Below are 22,128 nucleotides of genomic sequence, written 5' to 3'. Positions count from 1 at the left end.
CCGCAGGGCTTGCCAGTGCGACTGGATCCTCGGCCATGGTGGCGCGATGCCGCCGCGTCCCTCACGCCGGCTTCGCGGCTAGCCGCCGCAACGCCGCCAGCCCGAGCACCGGCCCGGGCATCAGCATCAGGAATACATATTGCGGCCCGGCGGTTTCGATCAGCCGGCCCAGCAGCGCGATCGAAACGATTGCCGGCGAACCACAGCGATGTCGCGGCGAACTGCGAGATGACGATCGTCGGCAGGATGCGGGCAGGAACGGCGGGCAAGGCGGCAATCTCATCATGGCATTTGAATGATTCCTAACACGCTGCGGCGTGCGGCAGCAGTTTACTGGGCGCTGGGCGGCGACGCACCCGATTCGGCAGTCGACCTGACCGGCGCGATCAGCCCCTACATGGACGAACATGGCCTGCAGGCCTACATCGGCCGGCCCGACTTGATCGCAGGTCGGCGATATTGCGCTGAATGTCGCGTTCGCCGGAACCGATGAGAGCACGAACGGCAGGGTGGAAGTGCCGCCGTGTGACAACCGCCTTCTCGTGGCGGTCGTGTTTTCAACAGGCACTTGCGACACATCCGTCGGTCACCGGCGAGTTCTTCGCAGAAGCGATCGACTTGTAACTACGATTTGCTGGCGCCGATCCTGCAAGACCGTCCAAGCAGAAGGCTCAAGCGCTGTTCACTCCCGACTGGTTCGTGAACACGAAACGGCCATAGATATGCGATGGGAAGATCTATGGACGGAACACGCCGGATACAGGCCAGATGAAAGCCAGCCGATGATCATCCCCACCGAAATCGCTACGATGTCCCAGTCGTATGTCATCGCGGCGGGACTGAGGGCCGATCCTGACGCGGGAGAACGGGCAGAGCTGACAACGCTCTATTGGCTGAACACGCTCCAGGGCAACATGATGAGCGGTCGTATCAGTGGCTTCGTCGAGGTCGGTCGCTCCTGCCGGCAATCATTCGAACCCATGGCAAGTGCGCCAGGCGTGACCGAGGATGAGCGCCGACGGATGGCGGAGATGTTCGAGCAAGTCGATATCTTCGCGAAGGTTGAACCGATTCTCGGGGCGCTTTCGGAGGCTGGCTTCACACGCCAGGCTGAGGCGCTCCGGGCGGCTGTCGCTCTTGCTTCCAGCGAAAATGCCGACTTCGCCGCGCTCGATGCCGCCTTCGGGTCTGGCGAAGAGTTCGCCGACGCGATCGTGGCCTATGTTGCACACACGCCGACGCTAGCCGCGTGGGCAGTACGGGTTCGCGCCGAACTCGACGACGACGATCGACTGGATTGGCTCGTCGAGCGGTTGGCCACGATGAGCGACGAGGCTCGTACCCATCTTCCCAAGTCGCTCAGGACCATCCACGCAGTGAGCTACTTCGAATGCCAGATCTTCAACGGCGGCCTTCATCGAGCATTCTTCAACGCCTCGGGTGATCTTGCACCAGAGGTAGCGGCGGGGTTGCGCGCGCTTGGCCTGACCGCTCAAGCAATGATCGTAGAGCACGGCATATCAATGTTCTCCGCACCGTATCCGCGCGACACCAGCATGCGCCGGAACTCATATTTTCGTGACGGCAGCATTGAATGGGACAATCGCCTGGCCAAGCTTGGCGAAAACATGGACCTCGATGCCATCCGCCCATCGCTTATCGAATTGGCACGGCGCGAAGGAGTGCTTCCGAAATAGACCCAAGTGCTGTTCATTCGCGAGTGTCCGACGCGTAGCGCCAGGATGGGGGCGGCTCCAGGCTTTTGACGCGTGGTGAACGGGTGACACGCGTCCAATAGCTCCTGTCGTGATGAGCAGGTACATGCATCTGTTTGAGCGAGAGGTGACGCAGCACATTCCCTACGCCAGCGCATTCCGAGCGATGATCTCACGGTACAACCCTGCGCTCAGCTTCGGTGTGCGCTTCTGGGTCACGTAGTCGACGTAGTGTAGCCCGAAGCGGCTGGCATACCCGTCGGCCCATTCGAAATTGTCCAGCAGGCTCCACAGGAAGTAGCCGCGCACTGGTACGCCGGCCGCTGTCGCGCGTTGCAGCTGGGTGAGGTAGTTGCGCAGGAACATCACGCGGTCGGTGTCGTAGACGATGCCGTCGGCGGCCGGTGTGTCGGTGCCGGCGCAGCCGTTCTCGGTGATGTAGATGTCCTTGACGTTCCACAGCTTGGCGACGTGGCGCGGTCCCCAGTAGAGCGCCTCGGGGCCGACCTTCAGCCACGGCGTCTGCATGTGCGGGAAGGTGGCGGTGATCGGCACCAGAGCAAAGCCTGACGGCGTGTCCGGTGCCGCCCGCACGTAGTTGTGCGGCGCGTAGATGTTGATGCCGACGAAATCCACCGGGCTTGCGATCGCGGCCAGGTCTTCGGCCGTGAAGGAGGGCGCATCGGCGCCGGTCCAGGCCAGGAACGCCTCGGTATAGCGGCCCTCCAGCATCACCGTCAGGTAGCCGGCGTTGAGTTCGCGGGTGGCGCGCTCGGCGGCGCGGATGTGCTCTTCGGTCTCGATCACCGGCACGCAGACATTGATGTTCTCGGCCGGCCCGACCCGGGTGCCTGGTTGCGCCGCGGCGCGGATCGCCTGCACGGCCAGCCCATGGCCCAGCACGGCGTGGTGGCGGGCCTGGTTCAGGCGCTTCGGTGGCAGTTTGAGTCCGGGGGCGTGGATGCCCTGGCCGTAGCCCAGCTCGATGAACGCCGAGATCTCGTTGTGGGTGAAGAGGTGCTTCACGCGATCGCCGATGCGTGCCGCGACATGGCCGGCGTAGTCGGCGAAGGCGCGCGCGGTGTCGCGCGACTCCCAGCCGCCGCGGTCCTGCAGCGCCTGCGGCAGGTCCCAGTGGTAGAGCGTGGCCCAGGGCGCGATGCCGTGCGCCAACAGCTCGTCGATCAGCCGGTTATAGAAATCGAGCCCCTTGGGATGGGCGGCGCCGGTGCCCTGTGGGAAGACGCGCGGCCAGGCGATCGAGAACCGGTAGGCCTTCACCCCCAGCGCCGCCATCAGCCGCACATCGTCCTTGAAGCGGTGATAGTGGCCTGTGGCGACATCGCCGGTGTCGTTGTTGCGGACCTTCCCGGGCGTGCGGGAGAACGTATCCCAGATCGAGAGACCGCGGCCGTCTTCGGTGACGGCACCCTCGATCTGGTACGATGCCGTCGCCGTGCCCCACAGGAAGTCCTGGGGGAACCGCTGGGCAATGTCCGTGGTCGGCTGGGCCGCGGCGTCACCCGCTGTCGCGGAAACGCAGACCGCTGTCGTCCCAGCCATCCTGGCAAAACCGCGCCGCGTCAGTGCACTCATAACTCGTCCTCGCCATGGCCGACGGCGTCATTCTATCGGCAAGCGAGAGGACTGCCACCGCGGTGAACTGCGGCGCTCATCCTGATGTCGCCGCCGACGGCGTGGCGGCACGAGGCCGTTTCCTGTTTCACCTTGCCGGCAACGAGCAAGAGATACCAAGTTACAGGGTCGCCACTGATCTTCAGCGAATACAACTCTGTGGCAAATAAAAGAGCGACATTTCCTGCGTTTCTTCAAAAAGGCCCGAACAGATAAGCCACCGAAACTAGGGATGTAGTCGATCCAACTTCGGCGAGTATCACGATCAGCAAGCAGTTGTCCGGACGGGCAGATGGTCGCGGCCGCTCACTGGCGCGACCTGTAGCGGACGTGGGCACATCGCCATCGCCAGATGACGTAAATAAAAAATTTTGGCGCTATAGTTTTTCACGAATCATTACTTGGATTCACGGCACTTACAATTTTTGTTAATGTTAATTGTTAAGTTTAAGTCTTTGAAAATGCGCAAGTTTTAGCCAAAATCAATTGACAGTAGTCTGACCACAAGGCACCTTTTGCATAACAAAGAGAAGTCATTGGGTTTATTGGGGGGTGTTACAACATGGTAACCTACATCAGGTCCGACCTGGACTTCATTCTTGAGCAAATCAAGATCTCTGAAGCGCACGCTAACGGCCAGCCCTTGTTCGGTCCCGGCGGTCTCATTCCCGCCTACAATATCTCCTGGGGGTTGCGGACCGTAAACGGCGAGTACAACAACCTTCTGCATCCGGAATGGGGCTCCGCCGACAACCCGTTTCCCGAGCCTCTCGGCACGGATTTCCGACCAGCGCAGGGGACGCCGCTGGACATGGATGGTCCGGGTCCGCAGCCGCCAATTCCCACGGCACCGAACTATAATCCGTCGAACAATCCGAACTCGATTGTCGTCGACTCGAGTGTTCGTACGATTTCGAACCTGATCGTCGACCAGACGTTGGATAATCCCGCCGCGATCATGGTCGCGCTCCAGCGCGCCGGCGCCGCGCCCGGCAATGAGCTGGCGACGGCACTGACCATCAAGGCGGAATATCAGCTCGTTAAGCCGCTGTTCGAGGACGTCCAGGACACGCACCGGGCCAACGTCGAGGCGCAGCGCACGCTCGAGTCGGCGCAGCAGGCGCACGATACGAATCCGACGCCCGAAACGCAGGTGGCACTCGACGCGGCGACAGCGGCCGCGGCGCTGACGCAGGACGCGTTCGACACCGCCGATGGAGCTCTCACCGCAGCGCGTGGTCCTCTTGATGACCTGCTCGAGGCCAACGGCATCGAGATGGAAGGCATCAACATCCATCTGCCCAACAGCGCGCCGGACGAGGGCCTGTCGGCGTCATTCAATTCCTGGTTCACGCTGTTCGGTCAGTTCTTCGATCACGGCCTCGACCTGGTTTCGAAGGGCGGCAGCGGCACCGTGTTCATCCCGCTGCAAACGGACGATCCGCTCTACGACCCGACCAGCCCGACCAACTTCATGGTGCTGACGCGGGCGACGGTGTCGCCAGGAATCGACGGGGTGATGGGCACCGACGACGATGTGCGTCCCGTCAATACGACGACGTCGTTCGTCGACCAGAACCAGACCTACACTTCACACGCCTCGCACCAGGTGTTCCTGCGCGAATACGCGTTGAATGCCAGCGGTCGGCCGGAAGCAACCGGGGCCCTGCTTGACGGCGCCAATGGCGGATTGCCGACCTGGGGCGAAGTCAAGGCCCAGGCCAGGGAGATGCTGGGCATCGACTTGACCGACTATCACGTCGGCAACCTGCCGCTGCTGGCGACGGATGAGTATGGTAACTTCATCCCCAATCCGGTGACCGGCTTCCCGCAAGTCGTGATGGTGGGGCCGCCGCCGACGCTCGCGTCCGGCACCCCGGACGCGCCGCTGAGCATGGTGACCGTGACGCCCAATCCGTCGGGACCGCCGACCGTCACGCATCTCGCCGAGCGGACGGGTCATGCTTTCCTCGATGATATCGCCCACACGGCGGTGCCTGTCGGCAAGATCGCCGATGGTGACACCGAGATCGGTCTCGGCAACCCCGGCAACGGCAGCACCGAGTACGACAACGAGCTGCTGGATGCCCATTACGTCACCGGCGACGGGCGCGGCAACGAGAACATCGGGCTGACCGCTGTCCACCACGTATTCCATGCCGAACACAATCGGCTGCTGGAGCACACGAAGTCGGTGGTGCTGGCCACCAACGATCTCGCCTTCATCAACGAATGGCTGGACGTGCCGCTTGCCGCTCTGCCGACTCCGGCGCAGGTCGCCACGCTCGACTGGAACGGCGAACGCCTCTTCCAGGCGGCAAAGTTCGGTACCGAGATGCAGTATCAGCATCTCGTGTTCGAGGAGTTCGCCCGCAAGATCCAGCCGAACATCAACGTCTTCGTCGTTCCCGACGGCTTCGACGTGACCATCGACCCGACCATCGTCGCCGAGTTCGCGCACGTCGTGTATCGCTTCGGTCACTCGATGCTGACCGAGTCGATCGACCGGTACGACCCGGACTTCAACGCCGAGCACATCGGCCTGATCGAAGGCTTCCTCAATCCGCTCGAGTTCGCTGAGCTGCCCGACGACCAGATGGCCGGCTCGATCATCCGCGGCATGACCCGCCAGGTCGGCAACGAGATCGACGAGTTCGTCACCAGTGCCCTGCGCAACAACCTGCTGGGGCTGCCGCTCGACCTCGCGACCATCAACTTGGCGCGCGGCCGCGACACCGGCGTGCCCTCGCTCAACGACGCCAGGGCGGCATTCTACGCGGCGACCAACAACGACTCGATCCTCAAGCCTTACGAGAGCTGGGTCGAATTCGCCGGCAACCTCAAGAACGAAGCGTCGATCATCAACTTCATCGCGGCGTATGGCACGCATCCGCTGATCACCGGCCAGACGACCCTCGAGGGCAAGCGCGACGCGGCGCTGACGCTCATCACGGGTGTCCCGGTGGGCATCTTTGCCGACGATCCAGCCTTCGTGGTCCCGGCCGACGCGGTCGACTTCCTCAACGGCACCGGCGCCTACAACGCGGCCAATGCACTGGGTGGCCTCAACAACGTCGATCTCTGGATCGGCGGCCTTGCCGAAAGGATCATGCCTTTCGGCGGCATGCTGGGGTCGACCTTCAACTTCGTCTTCGAAATGCAGATGGAGAAGCTGCAGAACGGCGACCGCTTCTACTACCTGCAGCGGCTCGACGGCCTGCATCTGTTCGGCGAGATGGAGAACAACTCCTTCGCCGCCATGATCATGCGCAATACCGACGCCACCCATCTGCCGTCGGATGTGTTCTCGACACCCGGCCTGATCCTGGAGGTCGATCGGACCAAGCAATTCAACCCCAGCGTCATTCCCGGTCGCGACGGGATTCTCGAAGATGACCCGACGACCGCGGTCGACGAGTCCGCCGACAATCGCCTTGCCACCGATGATCCGCTCGGCGGCAGTCTCCTGACGCCTCTTGTCATCCGCAACAATCCGGCCACGCCGGGTACCGACACGAACTACCTGCGCTACACCGGCGACGAGCACGTGGTCCTGGGTGGTACCGACGCGGCCGATATCCTCATCGCCAGCATCGGCGACGACACGTTGTACGGCGACGGCGGCAACGACCGGCTCGAGGGCGGCTTCGGCAACGACATCATCAATGGCGGCGCCGGCGACGACATCATCCGTGACACCGGCGGCGACGACAACATCAAGGCGGGCGATGGCAACGACGTCGTGCATGCCGGCCCCGGCCTCGACCTGGTCATGGGCGGCGCCGGGCAGGACTTCATCTTCCTCGGCACCGACATGGGGTCGGAGGTCTTCGCCGGTGAAGGAAACGACTTCATCTACGGCAACAAGAACGCCGAGCGTATCCTGGGCAACGAGGGTGACGACTGGATCGAAACCGGCACCTTCGATGGCGCACCGGGTGACAATTTCGACGAGATCTTCGCCCGCGACGGCGTCGTGGGACACGACGTCTTCCTGGGCGACGGCGGCTTCGACGAGTTCATCGCCGAAGGCGGCGACGACATCATGGTCGGCAGCCCCGGACGCGGCAAGATGGCCGGCATGTCCGGCTGGGACTGGGCGACGTACAAGGACAACACCCTTGCCGTTGACGCCGATCTGACCCGCGGCATCGTGTTCGACGAGAACCCGACGCCACCCCCGAACGGCACGCTCGACGCCTATGAATCGGTCGAGGGCCTGTCCGGCACCAGGTTCAACGACATCCTGGTCGGCGCCGACACTTTGGCAGAAGAACGCGTGTCGGCCACGCTGGGCGGTACGGAAGGCTATACCGGCAGCGCGCTTACCAGGGAGGGGATCCAACGGATCGCGGGCCTGGCCCAGGTCCTGGGTCTCACCGACGCGCAGGTCGCCGCGCTCGCGGCGGGCACGGTCGTCTACAACGCCGGCGAGATCATCCTCGGCGGCGACGGCAGCGACACGATCATGGGCCGCGCCGGCGATGACATCATCGATGGCGACCGGTGGCTCGACGTCCGCATCGGCGTCTTCAATCTGGATGTCAACGGCCAGCGCGTGGGCGCGCCGATCGAGACCCATGCCAGCATGACGACGCTGGCGGACCGGATGTTCTCGGGCGAGATCAATCCAGCCCAGCTCTCGATCGTCCGCGACATCAAGATCGACACGACGGCCGGCGATATTGACATTGCCCGGTACCAGGGCAACCGGTCGGAGTATGCCTTCGGCACCACGGCTGCCGGCGAGGTCACCGTGACCCACATCGTCGAGGATTCGCTCGACGGATCGGACCGGTTGCGCAACATCGAACGCCTGCAGTTCCTCGACGGCACCGTCGGCCTCGTCGTGGGAACCGGGGCAGGGGAGACCCTCAACGGCACTGCCGGTGACGACCTCATCCTGGGTCTTGGCGGCAACGATACGCTGAACGGCCTGGGCGGCAACGACATCCTGGTCGGCGGCACCGGCAACGACACGCTCAACGGCGGGGCAGGGGACGACACCTACTCGTTCTCTCCCGGCGACGGGACGGACACGATCCAAGAAACCAGCGGTACCGATCGCATATCGATCACCGCCGGCGTTGCGCCGGCCACGCTCACCGCCCTCAACTTCTTCGAAGTCACCACTGGCGGTGGCAACGACAACCTGGTGATCCAGTTCAACGGCCAGCAGGTCACCGTCAACGATCACTTCGACACGGCGGGCGAAGCGGTCGAGTTCGTGAACTTCAACGGCGCCACGTTCAACGGCTACCTGCTCGACGACGACTATGCCTTGAGCACGGACGACAACGGCACGCGTGACGCCACGGTGCCGCTGGTGAACACCATTCTCGTGGGGACCACCGGCGAGGATACGTTGAACGGCAACACCGGCAACGACCTGCTGTTCGGCCACGACGACGACGACACCCTCAACGGCGGTGACGGCGACGACCTGCTGGTCGGCGGCGCGGGCAACGACACGCTGGACGGCGGTGCCGATCTCGACACGATGGTCGGTGGCGCCGGCAATGACGATTATGTCGTCGATGATATCGCCGACGTGATCGTGGAGGCCGCCGGGGCCGGCACCGGCACCGATGAGGTGCTGACCGAACTCGCGGCGTACACCCTGGGGGCCAACGTCGAGAACCTGACCTACACAGGCATCGACGCGTCGGCCTTCGCCGGCACCGGCAACACGCTCGGCAACGTCATCACCGGCGGTGATCTGAACGACACGCTGGTGGGACTGGCCGGCGCTGACACGCTCGATGGCGGCCTTGGGGCCGACAGCATGGCAGGCGGCGCCGACAACGACGTCTACGTCGTCGATGATGCCGGCGATGTCGTGAACGAGACCGCGGCCGACTCGACCGGGATCGACCGGGTCGTGTCGTCGATCAACTACACGCTGGGCACCGGTGTCGAAAACCTTGATCTCACGGGAACGGCGACCGACGGCACCGGCAACACGCTCAACAACGTCATCCAGGGCAACGACGCGGCCAACCAGCTCTTCGGCGCCGGCGGCAGCGACACGCTGAGCGGTTTCGACGGCAACGACCTGCTGGATGGCGGCGAGGGCGTCGACACGCTCAACGGTGGTGACGACAATGACACGATCATTGGCGGCGCCGGCAATGACCTGGTCGACGTCGGCGGCGGCTTCAACACCATCGTGTACAATGCCACCGGCTTTGGCGACGACGTCATCAACAGCTTCGACTCGGCGGGCGGCACGGCGGCAACCCAGGATCTGATCGATCTCCGCGGCCTTGGCGTTACGGCGGCGAACTTTACCAGCCGGGTGTTCGAGTCGACGATCGGCGGTGCCGCCAACACGCTGATCACGATCCGGGAGAACGGTCCTGCGTCGGCGGTGCAGGGAACGATCCGCATCAACGGATCCAACAACGCCGCCATCGACATCAGCGACTTCCTCCTGGCAACGGCCGGCAATGTGATCACCGGCAACAACACTGGCCAGACACACAACGGCACGGCCGGCAACGACACGATCGATGCCCTGGGCGGCGCCGATACAGTCAACGGCAATGCCGGTGACGACACGATCATCGGCGGTACGGGCAACGACACGCTCAACGGCAACGACGGCAGCGATACTTTCATCTGGAATGCCGCCGGACCCGATGGACGCGACGTCATCAACGGCGGCACGGAAGGCGCCGCGGGCGATATCTTCGTCATCAATGGCACCGCCGGCGCCGAGCAATACTACGTCTATACCCGGGCGGCGTGGGATGCGCTTCCCGGCAACAGCACGGCGGGCTTCAATGCCGGCACCGAAATCGTTGTCACGCGCAACGGGACGGGCGCCGCCAACATCATCGCCGAATTGCGGGAAATCGAGGAAATCCGCATCAACGGCGTTGATCCCACGGCCGCGGGAGGCACGGCGGCAGGCGACACCTTCACGGTGGTCGGCGACTTCTCCGGCACCAGCCTGCGGCCCAACACCGTGACCATGGTCGGCAACGGCGGCGATGACACCGTCAACATCGCAGGGTTGACCTCGGAGCACAGCATCAACTTCACCTCCAATGGCGGCAGCGACACGCTGGTCGGAGCGCTGCGGCCGCAGGACGTGGTCAACGGTGCGTTCGCCGGGCCCGGCGAGCCCGGTGATCAACCCGAGCCCTCGCAGAATCTCACCGGTACCAACGGTCGGGATACGCTCAAGGGCGGCGCCGGTGCCGACACACTCTCTGGGCGGGGCGACAAGGACCTGCTCGAAGGTGGTGAGGGCAACGACACGATCGACGGCGGCTCCGGCAACGATACGGCCGTCTTCTCGGGCCCGGTTACGAGCCATCAATTCTACTCCAAGGGCTCGTACGTGATTATAACCGGCCCCGACGGCATGGACGTCCTGGGCGGCATAGAAGCAATGAAGTTCGGCGCGCAGACCTTCAACCTGGTCGCCGGCACCATCGGCAACAATCCGTCCCTTGTCGGCGGGTCGGGCGCAGATCTTGTGCTGGGCTTCGACGGTGCCGACGTTCTGCGCGGCAATGCAGGGGCCGACGTCCTCTTCGGCGGTGCCGGCGGCGATCGCTTCGAGTTCGACGCAATCGGTGACTCGGGTATCGGGACTGGGAATCGAGACGTCGTTCTCGATTTCGCCAGGGGCCAGGATGTCTTCGATCTCGTGTCGATCGATGCCAACGCGGGTGTCGGCGGCAACCAGGACTTCACGTTCATCGGCACGGCGGCATTCACGGCTGCCGGGCAGGTCCGCTACGCGCTCGACAGCGAGGGTGGCACGTTGGTCCAGGCCAATGTCGGTGGTTCGAACGGCAATGCGGCCGACTTCGAAGTCAGGCTGCACAACTACGCGGCGCCGCTCCTGCAGACCGATTTCCTGCTTTGACCGTTACGATCCGGCACTGACCTGCGCAGGCAGGTTGGTGTCGGGGCCGACTGCCGGTCGGCGCGTGGCCCGCGTCCCGACCGCGCAGCCGGCGCGCTCACCAGTCACTCCGGTGTTCATTCATCCCAATCCATGAGCGCACATCCATTCACGACGTCCGCTGGCTCGGCTGACGTCGCGGGCCATGGCCCATCGAGATGAGGAAGGTCATGCTGAACCAATCAATGACGAGTGCCGGCACGAACGGGTCGGTCGGACAACGCTCCACCCTCGCGAGCGCGACCGACAGCCCGAAGGGCGCTTCCCGGAACGTTTTCGCGGAGTCATTTGCTCAGGTTGTGGCCGTGCTGATGCGCGACAAGGGTTTCCGCAACGCGACGCTTGCCGACCTCGAGTGGCTGGTGATCCCGCCCCTTGTGGTTCGCCAGTACGGCGTGGCCCACGCCGCCGTGCCCGCCTCGCGTGTCGGCGAAGCGGGCACGTCAGCGAGCAGGCTAATGCCTGTTGCCGTAGTGCTCTGGGCGCGCGTTTCGGATCGCCTCGACAAGACGCTTTCCGACACGCAGACCGAGGCGCCGAAGCTCCGTCCGGCCGATTGGACGTCGGGCGAGAACGTCTGGATCATGGCCGCGGCCGGCGATCGTCGCGCCATCCCGACGTTCCTCGATCAGCTCGCGGCCAAGGATTTCAAGGATCGGCTGGTCAAGATGCGCGTGCGCGGCAAGGACGGCAAGGTGACGATCAGGACGTATGGTGGGGCAGCGCCGTCGTAAGCATCGTGAAGAAACAAACGATCTGGCGAATAAACAACAAAACGGACTGCGGAAGCAAAAAAGATGGGGCGCGCGGCGTTCGTTTGCATGGCGCTGACGCGAGAGGCTTTACGGAAAGTTGGGGGGAAGAAAATGACCGGCCGTCATGCCATGTGCATAGACACAAGCTGCAGGGCGTTTCTCGGACCTGTCAGGCGATAAGAGCATGTTCGGCCGGTCAAATCAGGCAGAGCAAGACTCGACGGTGCTGCAGCGCGCGCTGCGCTACAGTCACCGTCACCTTGCCGGTGTCGGGGTCTTCAGCCTGTTCGTCAACGTGCTGACGCTGACGACGTCGCTGTACATGATGCAACTCTACGATCGCGTCCTGGCGTCGCGCAGCGTCGATACGCTGCTCTACCTCAGCCTGATCGTGGCGCTGGCGCTGGGCTTTCAGGGCGTGCTCGACGGCGTCCGTACGGTCGTCATGAGCCGCACCAGTGCCTGGCTCGAGCAGGCGGTCGGACCGGAAACCTTCGAACGCGGACTGGAAGCGCAACTCCGGGGTAGCCGCTACACCATGGAAGGCCTGCGCGACCTCTCGACATGGCGCAACTTCCTCGGCAGCCCGGCCATGATGTCGGTCTACGACATTCCGTGGGTGCCGCTGTATCTCGGCCTGTGTTTCATGTTCCACCCCCTGATCGGCTGGATCGCGTTGTGTGGCTCGGCTCTGCTGTTTGGCGTCACACTGCTCAACAACGCGTTGACTGCCAAGTATCTGAAGCGCGCCAACGCCGACTCGATGAGCCTGAGCCGCCACACCGAGGCGGTGTCGCGCAATGCCGAGGTCATCGACAGCATGGGCATGGCATCGGCCGTGCGCCGCCGTTGGGAAGAGCAGGGTGCGCGGGTGGCCGCCGACCAGCTCAAGGCATCGGACACCACCGGCGTCGTGCTGGCCCTGAGCAAATTCGTGCGGGTGGCCATTCAGGTTGCCTGCCTGGGTGTCGGCGCCTTCCTGGCCCTGCAGAACGAGATCACAGGCGGTGCGATGGTGGCGTCGTCCATCATCATGGGCCGCGCGTTGCAGCCGGTCGAGCAGATGATCGGCACGTGGCGGCAGGTGGTATCCGCCCGCCAGTCCTATCAACGCCTGAATGCCCACCTGTCCCAGCCGCGCCTGCGTCCAGCGGGCATTCCGTTGCCGGAGCCGAAGGGGCGGCTGGCGGTCGACCGCTTGAACTACACGTTCCCCGGCAGCCGGGTCTCGATGATCAAGAGCGTGTCGTTCAGCCTCGAACCCGGTGAGTCACTGGCCCTGCTCGGACCGTCGGCCGCGGGCAAGACGACGCTGGTGCGCCTGGTCATCGGCGCGCTGGAGCCGACGGTCGGCTCGGTTCGCCTCGACGGCGCAAGCATGTTCGGGTGGCCGCGCGAGGATCTCGGCCGGCATCTCGGCTACCTGCCGCAGGACGTCGAGCTGTTCGACGGCTCCGTCTTCACCAACATCGCGCGGCTCGACAATGCCGACCCGAACGACGTGATCGCCGCGGCCCAGCTCGCCGGCTGTCACGAGATGATCCTGAAGCTGCCGGCAGGCTACAAGACTGAGATCGGCGAGGGCGGCGCCATGTTGTCCGGCGGCCAGCGGCAGCTCATCGGCCTGGCGCGGGCGCTGTTCGGCAAGCCCAAGTTCATCGTGCTCGACGAACCCAACGCCAATATGGACACCGACGGCGAGCAGTCGCTGATCCGCGCTCTGGAGCAACTGAAGGCGATGCGGAGCACCGTGATCCTGATCACGCACCGCCCCGCCATCGTGCATGCGGTCGACAAGGTGATGGTGTTGCGCGATGGCGCGATCGACGTGCTCGGGCCGCGCGATGACGTGTTGAAGCGGCTGATCAAACCGGTGATGCAAACGCCGGCTGCGGCCGCGGCGGCTGCCGCCGACAACAGCAACGCTTTCGTCGGGCGGCTGGGACAAGGCGTGTCATGACTCCGCGAACCCAATCCGTCATCCCGATCACGGACTATCTGCCCGTCAGGCCGCCGGCGCCGACCAAGACGAAGGTCGGTTTCAGGGACGGCCCGCGCATTTTCGTGCCGATGGCGATCGGCCTGCTCGCCATCGCGCTGTTCTGCGGCACGTTCGGCGTGTGGGGCGTGGTTGCGCCGCTGTCGTCGGCTGCTCTGGCGCCGGGGGTCATCAAGGTCGAAGGCAGCCGTCGCACCGTGCAGCATCTGGAGGGCGGCATCGTGCGCGAGATCCTCGTGCGCGACGGTGACAAGGTGACGGCGGGACAGGTCCTGGCCCGTCTCGACGATGTCGCCAGCATGGCGCAGCACGCATCGGCCAAGTCGCAGCGCGTCACCTTGATGGCGCAGTACGCTCGCCTGAACAGCGAGTTCGCCGGGCTGCGCGAGATCGCTTGGCCACCTGAGATCATCGAGGCCAAACAGGATCCGCGCGTTGCCGACGCGATCGCTGCGCAGACGGCCCTGTTCATCAGCCGGCGCACCGCGCTCGACAGCCAGATGCGCGTCATTGCCGAGAAAATCGTACAGCTCAACGCCACGATCACGAGCGCCGAATCGCAGATGAAGTCGCATGACGAACAGATCACGCTGCTGCGCAGCGAGATCGTCATCGTTGCCGAAGTCGTGCGGCTGGGGCTCGAGAAGAAGGCGCGCCTGCTGGGCTTGCAGCGGCAGGAAGCGTCGCTGATCGGCAATCGCAGCGACCTCGAATCGCAGGTCAAGCGCAGTCAGGCGAGCATCGCCGAGAACCTGGCGCAGATGAGATCGCTGCGTGATCAGCAGACACAGGATGTCTCCGGCGAACTCACGGACGTGCGGCAGAAGGTGATCGACGCGCAAGAGCGCGAGAAGCAGGCTGCTGACATCGCCGTGCGCCGCGAGATCGTCGCGCCGGTCGCCGGCGCGGTGCTGAACTCGCGCATCCTCACGGTCGGTGGTGTCGTCAAGCCGGGCGACGCGATCCTCGATATCGTGCCGGTGGATGATCGCCTCGTGGCCGAGGTCCAGGTCGGGCCGGGCGACATCGACGTCGTCCACAGCGGCCTGTCGGCCGAGATCCGGCTGCCGGCCTTCAAGCAGCGCCTGGTGCCCTTCATCAGCGGCAAGGTCACGTTCGTGTCCGCCGATGCGGTGCTCGAAGAGAGGACGCAACGGTCCTACTACCGCGCGCATATCGTGTTCGACGAAAAAGAGCTGGCGCGCCTCAACGGCGTCCATCTGACGCCCGGCATGCCGGTCGAGGGCGTCATCCTGGTCGGCGAGCGCACCTTCTTCGAGTACCTGCTGCAGCCCTTGCGCGACAGCTTCGTGCGCGCCTTCCGCGAGCAGTAGGGCCGATACGCCGGCAGGGTTAGCGAAGTAACTCTGCCATCGAGACAATGGGCGCTGCCTATTCGCAAAGCGGTCGCCAGCCTCTGCGCGGAGCTTCGTGCATGCCTTCCGTGGCACATCTCAGAAATCTGATTGGATCCGGTGCGGCGGCACCCGGACTCATCTGAAATGTTTTGTTTCGTTCCGGTTGTTTCGGGAACGAGAACAATATATATGCCTCGCAGGAGGACACACCGATCTGGCGGGCGCGATCCACGGGTGCCGTCGCCTTGCACATCCATATCAGGTGCCACCGTGAGCGCATGACTTTCTGGCCTTTACGAGCCTCTTTCTGCCGCCACCTGGCCGCGCCGAGCAATATCGTCCAAGACCTTGTAATCAAATTATAAATCGACTTTCTGGCCGTATCTGCCCTTTCTGCCAATGCGCGTGGCGGCGTGCTGCATGTCGGGTCTCCTCGCCGGCGGCTCTTCTTCGCGCCGCCCGGCCGTCCTAGTCTCGGGCCCAGGCCCCGCCACCGGAGTTTGTCGATGTCCGCATACCCAACCTTTGCCGCCGACTACAGCGAGGCGCGCGAGAAGTTCCTCGCCGCCGCCCGCATCGCCGGTGCCACGATGTCCCGCTACGACACCGCGGCGCGCGGGCCGGGCGGCGAGGCGCTGTCGACCGACGTGGCGTGGCTGGGGCCGGACGATGCCAGCAAGGTGGTGGTGGCGGTCTCGTCCACTCACGGCGTCGAGGGCTTCTGCGGCTCGGGCTTCCAGGTCGACTGGTTGGCCCGCAAGGGCGTGGCGGCTTTGCGGCGCGACACCGCGGCGCTCTTCATCCACGCCATCAATCCCTACGGCTTCGCCTGGCTGCGCCGGGTGACAGAGGAGGGCAACGACCTTAACCGCAACTATGTCGATCACGGCAAACCCTATCCCGACAATCCGGGCTACCTCGAGATCGCCGACGCTCTGGTGCCGTCGGCGCTGAGCGGGCCGGCGTTCGAAGCCGCCGAAGCCAGGCTCAGGGCCTACCGCACCCAGGTCGGCGACGTCGACTTCAACCGCGCCATGTCGGGCGGGCAGTACACCCACGCCGACGGCTTCTTCTTCGGCGGCGGTGGTCCGTCGTGGTCGAACCGCACGACGCACGCCATCATCGAGCGCCACCTGGCGCGCCGCAGCGACATTGCCGTGATCGATTTTCACACCGGCCTGGGCCCGTTCGGCTATGGCGAGCTGATCACGCACTATGACCCGGATACCGGCGGCTCCCAGCGCGTGCGCGCGTTCTGGGGCGAGTCGGTGACGGAGTCCAAGCGCGGCCAGACATCCTCGCAGGCCCGCGACGGCCTGGGCCACTATGGCTACAACCGCGCCTTGCCCAATGCCCGCGTGACGATGGCCACCTTGGAGTTCGGCACCTACGACCGCGAAAGCGGCCGCCGCGCCTTTCGCGGCGATCATTGGCTGCACAAGTACGGTGATCCGCTGGGCGCCGAGGCCAAGCCGATCCGCGCCGCCATGCGCAAGCAGTTCTATCCCGACACCGACGAGTGGAAGGAGATGATCCTGTTCCGCGGCCACCAGACCGTGCGCCAGGCCATCGAGGGTTTGAACGCGAAGGCGTAACCCTCCCCCACGCAGTGGGGGAGGTGGCCGTTTCGGTACTTCGACGCTTTGCGTCGAAGTACCTGAGCCGGAGGGGGAGCCGACGTGGTTTCAGTAATTAAGACCGCGTCGGCTCCCCTCCTCCCACCGACGTTTCGACGCTTGGCGTCGAAACGTCGTATCGGGGCACCTCTCCAGCAAAGCTGGGGAGGAGGATTTAGTCCGAGCATCCCATGATCACGCGTCTGGCCATTGCCGGGTATCGCTCGCTGCGCGACGTGCGCCTGATGCTGGAGCCGCTGACGGTGGTCACCGGCGCCAACGGCAGCGGCAAGTCCAGCCTCTATCGCGCCCTGCGGTTGCTGGCCGACGTGGCGCAGGGCAGGGTGGTGCAGTCGCTGGCCCGGGAAGGCGGCCTGCCGTCCACCCTGTGGGCGGGGCCGGAATCCTTCTCGCGCGCGATGAAGCGCGGCGAGCAGCCGGTGCAGGGCACCGTGCGCAAGAACCCGATCAGCGTGCGCCTGGGTTTCTCGGGCGAGGACTACGGCTATGCCATCGACCTCGGCCTGCCGATCCCGTCCCGGTCGGCGTTCACGCGCGATCCGGTGATCAAGGCCGAGAGCGTGTGGACCGGCGAGGTGCTGGGTCGCGCCAACGCCTTCGCCGTGCGCAACGGGCCTGGTGTGCGTATCCGCGACGACGGCGGCGAATGGCGCCAGGTTTTCACCAACCTCGCGACATTCGACAGCATGATGACCCACTGCAGCGATCCGCGCGAGGCAGTGGAACTGCTGGTGCTGCGCGAGCGCATGCGCGACTGGCGCTTCTACGACCATTTCCGCAGCGACAACGAGGCGCCGGCGCGGCGACCCCAGGTCGGCACCTACACGCCGGTGCTGAGCGGTGATGGCACCGATCTGGCGGCCGCGGTGCAGACCATCCGCGAGACCGGCGATGCCGAAGCGCTCGACGCGGCAATCGCCGATGCCTTTCCCGGTGCCGCGGTCGAGGTCGCCGCCGTCGATGGTTACTTCGAGCTCGAGATGCACCAGCGCGGCCTGCTGCGCCCGCTGAAGGCGGCGGAGCTGTCCGACGGCACCTTGCGCTACCTGCTGCTGATCGCCGCACTTCTCTCGCCGCGGCCGCCGGCACTGATGGTGCTGAACGAACCGGAGACCAGCCTGCATCCCGACCTCCTGGCGCCGCTGGCGCGGCTGATCATCCAGGCGGCGCGACGCACGCAGGTCATCGTCGTCTCGCATGCCCAGCCGCTGGTAAGCGAACTCGACGGCCAGCGCAACGCGCGGCGTATCGTGCTGGACAAGCAGCTGGGCGAGACCATCATCGTCGATGACGAACCACCGCTATGGACATGGCCGACACGCTAACTGATTACCTTCCCCGCTTGCGGGGGAAGGTGCCCGAAGGGCGGATGGGGGGTGTTGCAACAGCGTTGACGTGGATGACGAACACCATTTCCGTTGGACCCCCCCTATCCGGCGCGACGCGCCACCTTCCCCCGCAAGCGGGGGAAGGTAATAAGAAGAAGGAGCATCCCATGACCGCCACATCCCCGCGCATTGCCCTGCTGGGCTTCGCCATCGAGTGCAACCGCTTCGCGCCGGTCAGCACGCGCGAGGACTTCGCCAACGACGTTGACATGCGCGGCAACGCGCTGCTGGTCGAGGCACGCAAGCCGGCGCCGTGCCTGATGCCCGACATGCCGGGCTTCGTGACCGAGATGGATCGCACGGGCGCCTGGACGCCGGTGCCGCTGCGCATCGCCTCGGCGCAGCCCGGCGGGCCGGTCGAGCACGGCTATTTCCGTGAACTGCTGGCCGAGTTCGAGGATGGCCTGCGCAAGCAGGGACCGTTCGACGGCGTCTATGTCTCTTCACACGGCGCTGCATTGTCGACCCAGAGCGATGATCCCGACGGCGATCTCTACGAGATGATCCGCGGCATCGTCGGGCCCGACATGCCGGTGATCGGCACCTTCGACCTGCACGCCAACGTCTCGCCGCGCATGGTCGACACCATCTCGGTGTTCGTGGGCTACCGCTGCAACCCGCACACCGATATCCGCGAGCGTGGCGTCGAGGCGGCGCAGCACATGCGCGAACTGCTGGGCGGCGTGCGCACGGCCACGGCGATGGTGAAGATTCCGCTGGTGGCGCCGCAGATCTCGCTGCTCACCGCGACCGGCCCGTATGCCGACGTCATGAACTACGGCCTCTCGAAGGTCGGTGGCAAGGTCATGAATGTGTCGGTGATGGCCGGGTTCTCCTACAGCGACACCCCGAAGAATGGCCTCACCACCATCGTCACCACGCGCGATCGCGATCTGGCTGCGGCGGAGGCCCTGGCCCGCGACATCAGCAGTCGCGCCTGGGACATGCGCGAGCGCTTCAAGCGGCGCATGACGTCGCTGGAGGATGCCGTGCGCATGGCGGTCGCCGTCGGCAACGATCCGGGCCTGCCGCCGATCATCCTCGCCGATGTCGCCGACAATCCCGGTGGCGGCGGCCGCGGCAACACGGTGCAGCTCTTGAAGGCGCTGAAGGACGCCGGCGCCAAGGGCGTGATCTGCGGCGTGTTCAACGACGCGGCGGTGGCCGAGGAAGCGCATCGCCTGGGCCGCGGTGCGCCGTTTCATGCCCGCTTCAATACGCGCGAGCAGGACGCGTTTTCGCAGGCCTGGGAATGCGATGCCACGGTCGCCGCGCTGTCGGACGGCCGCTATGTCGGTCGCCGCGGACTGGCCCGCGGCATGGCCTGCGAGATGGGGCCCTCGGCGCTGCTCGATCTCGACGGCATCAAGCTGGTGGTGATCACCCACCGCCAGCAGTGCCTGGATCCCATGCAGTTCGAGCAGTTCGGCCTGGATCCCGCACTGGCGCGCACGATTGTCGTCAAGAGCCGCGGCCATTTCCGCGCCGGCTTCGACGGCTACGTGCCGGCCGAGCGGACCTACGAGGTCGACTGCCCGGGGCTCACGTCGCCCAACCTCGCGACCTTCCCCTGGCGCCGCCTGCCGCGCCCCGTCTATCCGCTCGACGAGGAGACGACGTGGGCGCCAGCGTGAGGGGTGTTTTATGTCCTGGGAGCGCGGGCGTCCGGCCCGCTCATGAGCGGGCGGGACGCCCGCGCTCCCGGGCCGTCACTTTTCCCCATCGACCTCGCGGCCAGGGCTGCTAAAACGAACCATGAAGCGTGCACTGGCCGCCATTCTCGTTCTCGTCGTCGTGACGGCCCTCAACTGGTTGTGGTGGAGTATCCCCAACGAACCGCGCGCGATCGCGTGGCATCCGGGGCCGGTCCAGGGCCTGTCCTTCGCGCCCTATCGCCCGGGCCAGAGCCCGCTCACGCGGGAATTCCCCAACGCCGCCCAGATCGAGGCCGACCTGAAGCTGATGCAGGGCCGCGCCCAATCGGTGCGCACCTATACCAGCCTGGAGGGCATGGAGGCGGTGCCGCGGCTGGCCGGCAAGTACGGCCTGAAGGTCTGGCACGGTGCCTGGCTCAACAGTGTCGAGCGCGAGAACCTGGAGCAGATCTCGGCGCTGATCGAGCATGCCAACCGCTATGCCGACAACGTCGATCGCGTCATCGTCGGCAACGAAGTGCTGCTGCGCAAGGACCTCAACGCCGACCAGCTCATCCGCTACATCCGCCAGGTCAAGCGCCAGGTGAAGCAGCCGGTGACCTACGCCGAGGTGTGGGAGTACTGGCTGCGCAACCCGCAGGTGGCGCAGGAAGTCGACATCATCACCATCCACATCCTGCCCTACTGGGAGGATGAGCCGATCGGCATGGATCGCATCGATCCCAATGGCGATCCGGCCTACGACAAGCTCGCCATCAAGACCCACATCATGGACGTGGTCGAGCGCGTGAAGCGCGCCTTCCCCGACAAGCGGGTGGTGATCGGCGAGACCGGCTGGCCCAGCGCCGGGCGCATGCGCGCCGATGCGCGGCCGGGGCTGGTCGAGCAGGCCCGCTACTACGCGCTCTTCAAGCGGCTCGCCGAGACCGCCAAGCTCGAATACAACCTGGTCGAGGCGTTCGACCAGGGCTGGAAGAGCCACCAGGAAGGCACCGTCGGCGGTGCCTGGGGCCTGTATGACGGCGCGCGGCACCAGAAGTTCGAGATCGGCGCCAAGGTCAGTGCCGAGCCCGCCTGGCGGGCCTTGTTCGCTGTCTCGAGCGTCGGTGGCGTGCTGCTGGCGCTGGGCTTCGCCATCTCGCGCCGCCGCCCGGGAGCGGTGGCCATCGTCGCCTTCGGTCTCTTCGCCCAGGCTGTCGTGACCTGCCTGGTTCAGGCGACATGGCTGAACTACGAGCATGCCTTCTATGCCATGCGGGCCGTCGGTGTCGTGTTCTACGTCGTGATGGGCGTGCTGTTCGCCTATCCGTTGTTGCGCGGCATCGGCGACAGCCTGACCAACCGCATGGCGGATGCGTCGCTGTACGGCGCCCGGGTGCGCGAGGCGTGGAGCGCCTGGCGCGGCCTGCCGCGGGCACGGATCCCGGAACGTCCCGACCTGTTGCTGCAGGTGATGTACCTGGCGTTCACGGTGCTCTGCGTCTTCCACCTGATCGTGTTGACCGTGGACTGGTACATCGGCGTCATCCGCATCGGCGATACCGCACGCATCATCGCCATCGATGGCCGCTACCGCGACTTCCCGATCATGGACTTCGCCGTGCCCAGCGTCGTGCTGATGGTATGGAAGCTCGCCTCGCTGCTGCGCACGGGCCACGTGCCGCGTGTGCAGTCGGTCGCCAAGGCGCTGTCGTTCGGGCGCCTGCTGGGCTACGACGGCGGCAAGGGCTACGTGCACATGGAGAAGGTCCACAGCCGCTTCGCGCCGCTGTGGCCCGAGCTGCTGCTGACGGCCCTGCTGGTGGGCGGTGCCATCGCGCTCAGCCTGACCGAGGGGGCCATCAAGCTCCACGGCGACGCCGCCCGCCTGGCTTCAGGTTGGCCGGCGCCGGATGGCGGCAAATGGGTGATCCGGGCTTTGTTCACCAATGTGCAAGCCAACTGGTTTTCGGCCATGGCATTGCTGATGGCGGTGCCCTATATCGCTACGATCTACGTCTCCCTGCGCCAGCCGCTGGCCGAGCCACCGCCGGAATCCTTTACCGGGAAGTGGTGAGGCCCCACC

At 65.2% G+C, this 22,128-nt stretch carries 11 protein-coding genes; 9 read left to right on the top strand and 2 right to left on the bottom strand.

All coding sequences use genetic code 11. From position 1 onward, the window contains the following. Positions 1–61: 61 nt before the first annotated feature. The gene (locus FQU96_RS42510; protein ID WP_146545419.1) at positions 62–568 is read right to left on the bottom strand and encodes a hypothetical protein; all 507 of its coding nucleotides are present in this window, start codon (positions 566–568) and stop codon (positions 62–64) included. A 214-nt stretch (positions 569–782) separates the two neighbouring features. On the opposite strand from FQU96_RS42510, the gene FQU96_RS31800 reads away from it, so the two are divergent. Next, entirely contained in the window at positions 783–1,697 is a 915-nt protein-coding gene (locus FQU96_RS31800) for a DUF4375 domain-containing protein (protein ID WP_178130823.1), read from the top strand. 162 nt (positions 1,698–1,859) lie between these two features. Here the strand turns inward: FQU96_RS31800 and FQU96_RS31795 are convergent, their stop codons facing one another. After that, positions 1,860–3,311, bottom strand: a complete 1,452-nt coding sequence (locus tag FQU96_RS31795) for a GH1 family beta-glucosidase (protein ID WP_146545417.1) — start codon at positions 3,309–3,311, stop codon at positions 1,860–1,862. Positions 3,312–3,912: 601 nt separating this feature from the next. On the opposite strand from FQU96_RS31795, the gene FQU96_RS31790 reads away from it, so the two are divergent. The 8 genes from FQU96_RS31790 to FQU96_RS31755 all read left to right on the top strand — a co-directional run bounded on the left by FQU96_RS31790 (position 3,913) and on the right by FQU96_RS31755 (position 22,119). Continuing rightward, a complete protein-coding gene (locus FQU96_RS31790) occupies positions 3,913–11,232 on the top strand; it encodes a peroxidase family protein (protein ID WP_146545416.1) in 7,320 nt (2,439 codons plus the stop codon). A gap of 224 nt (positions 11,233–11,456) precedes the next feature. Then, positions 11,457–12,005, top strand: coding sequence for a toxin-activating lysine-acyltransferase (locus tag FQU96_RS31785; protein ID WP_178130822.1), 549 nt, complete (start codon positions 11,457–11,459; stop codon positions 12,003–12,005). 205 nt (positions 12,006–12,210) lie between these two features. After that, positions 12,211–13,986: a type I secretion system permease/ATPase gene (locus tag FQU96_RS31780; protein WP_146545414.1), complete on the top strand. Its 1,776-nt coding sequence runs from the start codon at positions 12,211–12,213 to the stop codon at positions 13,984–13,986. Then, positions 13,983–15,359 (top strand): HlyD family type I secretion periplasmic adaptor subunit, encoded by a 1,377-nt coding sequence (locus FQU96_RS31775; protein ID WP_146545413.1) that lies wholly within the window; start codon positions 13,983–13,985, stop codon positions 15,357–15,359. Before FQU96_RS31780 ends, FQU96_RS31775 begins: the two co-directional genes overlap by 4 nt. A gap of 530 nt (positions 15,360–15,889) precedes the next feature. Continuing rightward, entirely contained in the window at positions 15,890–16,978 is a 1,089-nt protein-coding gene (locus tag FQU96_RS31770) for a M14 family metallopeptidase (RefSeq protein WP_146545412.1), read from the top strand. Between the two features lie 212 nt (positions 16,979–17,190). Next, positions 17,191–18,345 carry an AAA family ATPase gene (locus FQU96_RS31765; RefSeq protein ID WP_146545411.1) on the top strand — a complete coding sequence of 385 codons (1,155 nt, stop codon included), beginning with the start codon at positions 17,191–17,193 and terminating at the stop codon, positions 18,343–18,345. A gap of 170 nt (positions 18,346–18,515) precedes the next feature. After that, complete coding sequence (locus FQU96_RS31760) at positions 18,516–20,042, top strand: M81 family metallopeptidase (RefSeq protein ID WP_146545410.1); 1,527 nt, start codon at positions 18,516–18,518, stop codon at positions 20,040–20,042. Positions 20,043–20,163: 121 nt separating this feature from the next. Beyond that, on the top strand, positions 20,164–22,119 hold the full coding sequence (locus tag FQU96_RS31755; RefSeq protein WP_146545409.1) for a hypothetical protein: 1,956 nt from the start codon (positions 20,164–20,166) through the stop codon (positions 22,117–22,119). Positions 22,120–22,128: the final 9 nt, after the last annotated feature.

Source organism: Reyranella sp. CPCC 100927 (assembly GCF_007859315.1).
GTDB lineage: Bacteria > Pseudomonadota > Alphaproteobacteria > Reyranellales > Reyranellaceae > Vineibacter.
Note: the sequence above shows the minus strand (reverse complement) of the source record. Positions and strands in the feature narration are given on the sequence as shown.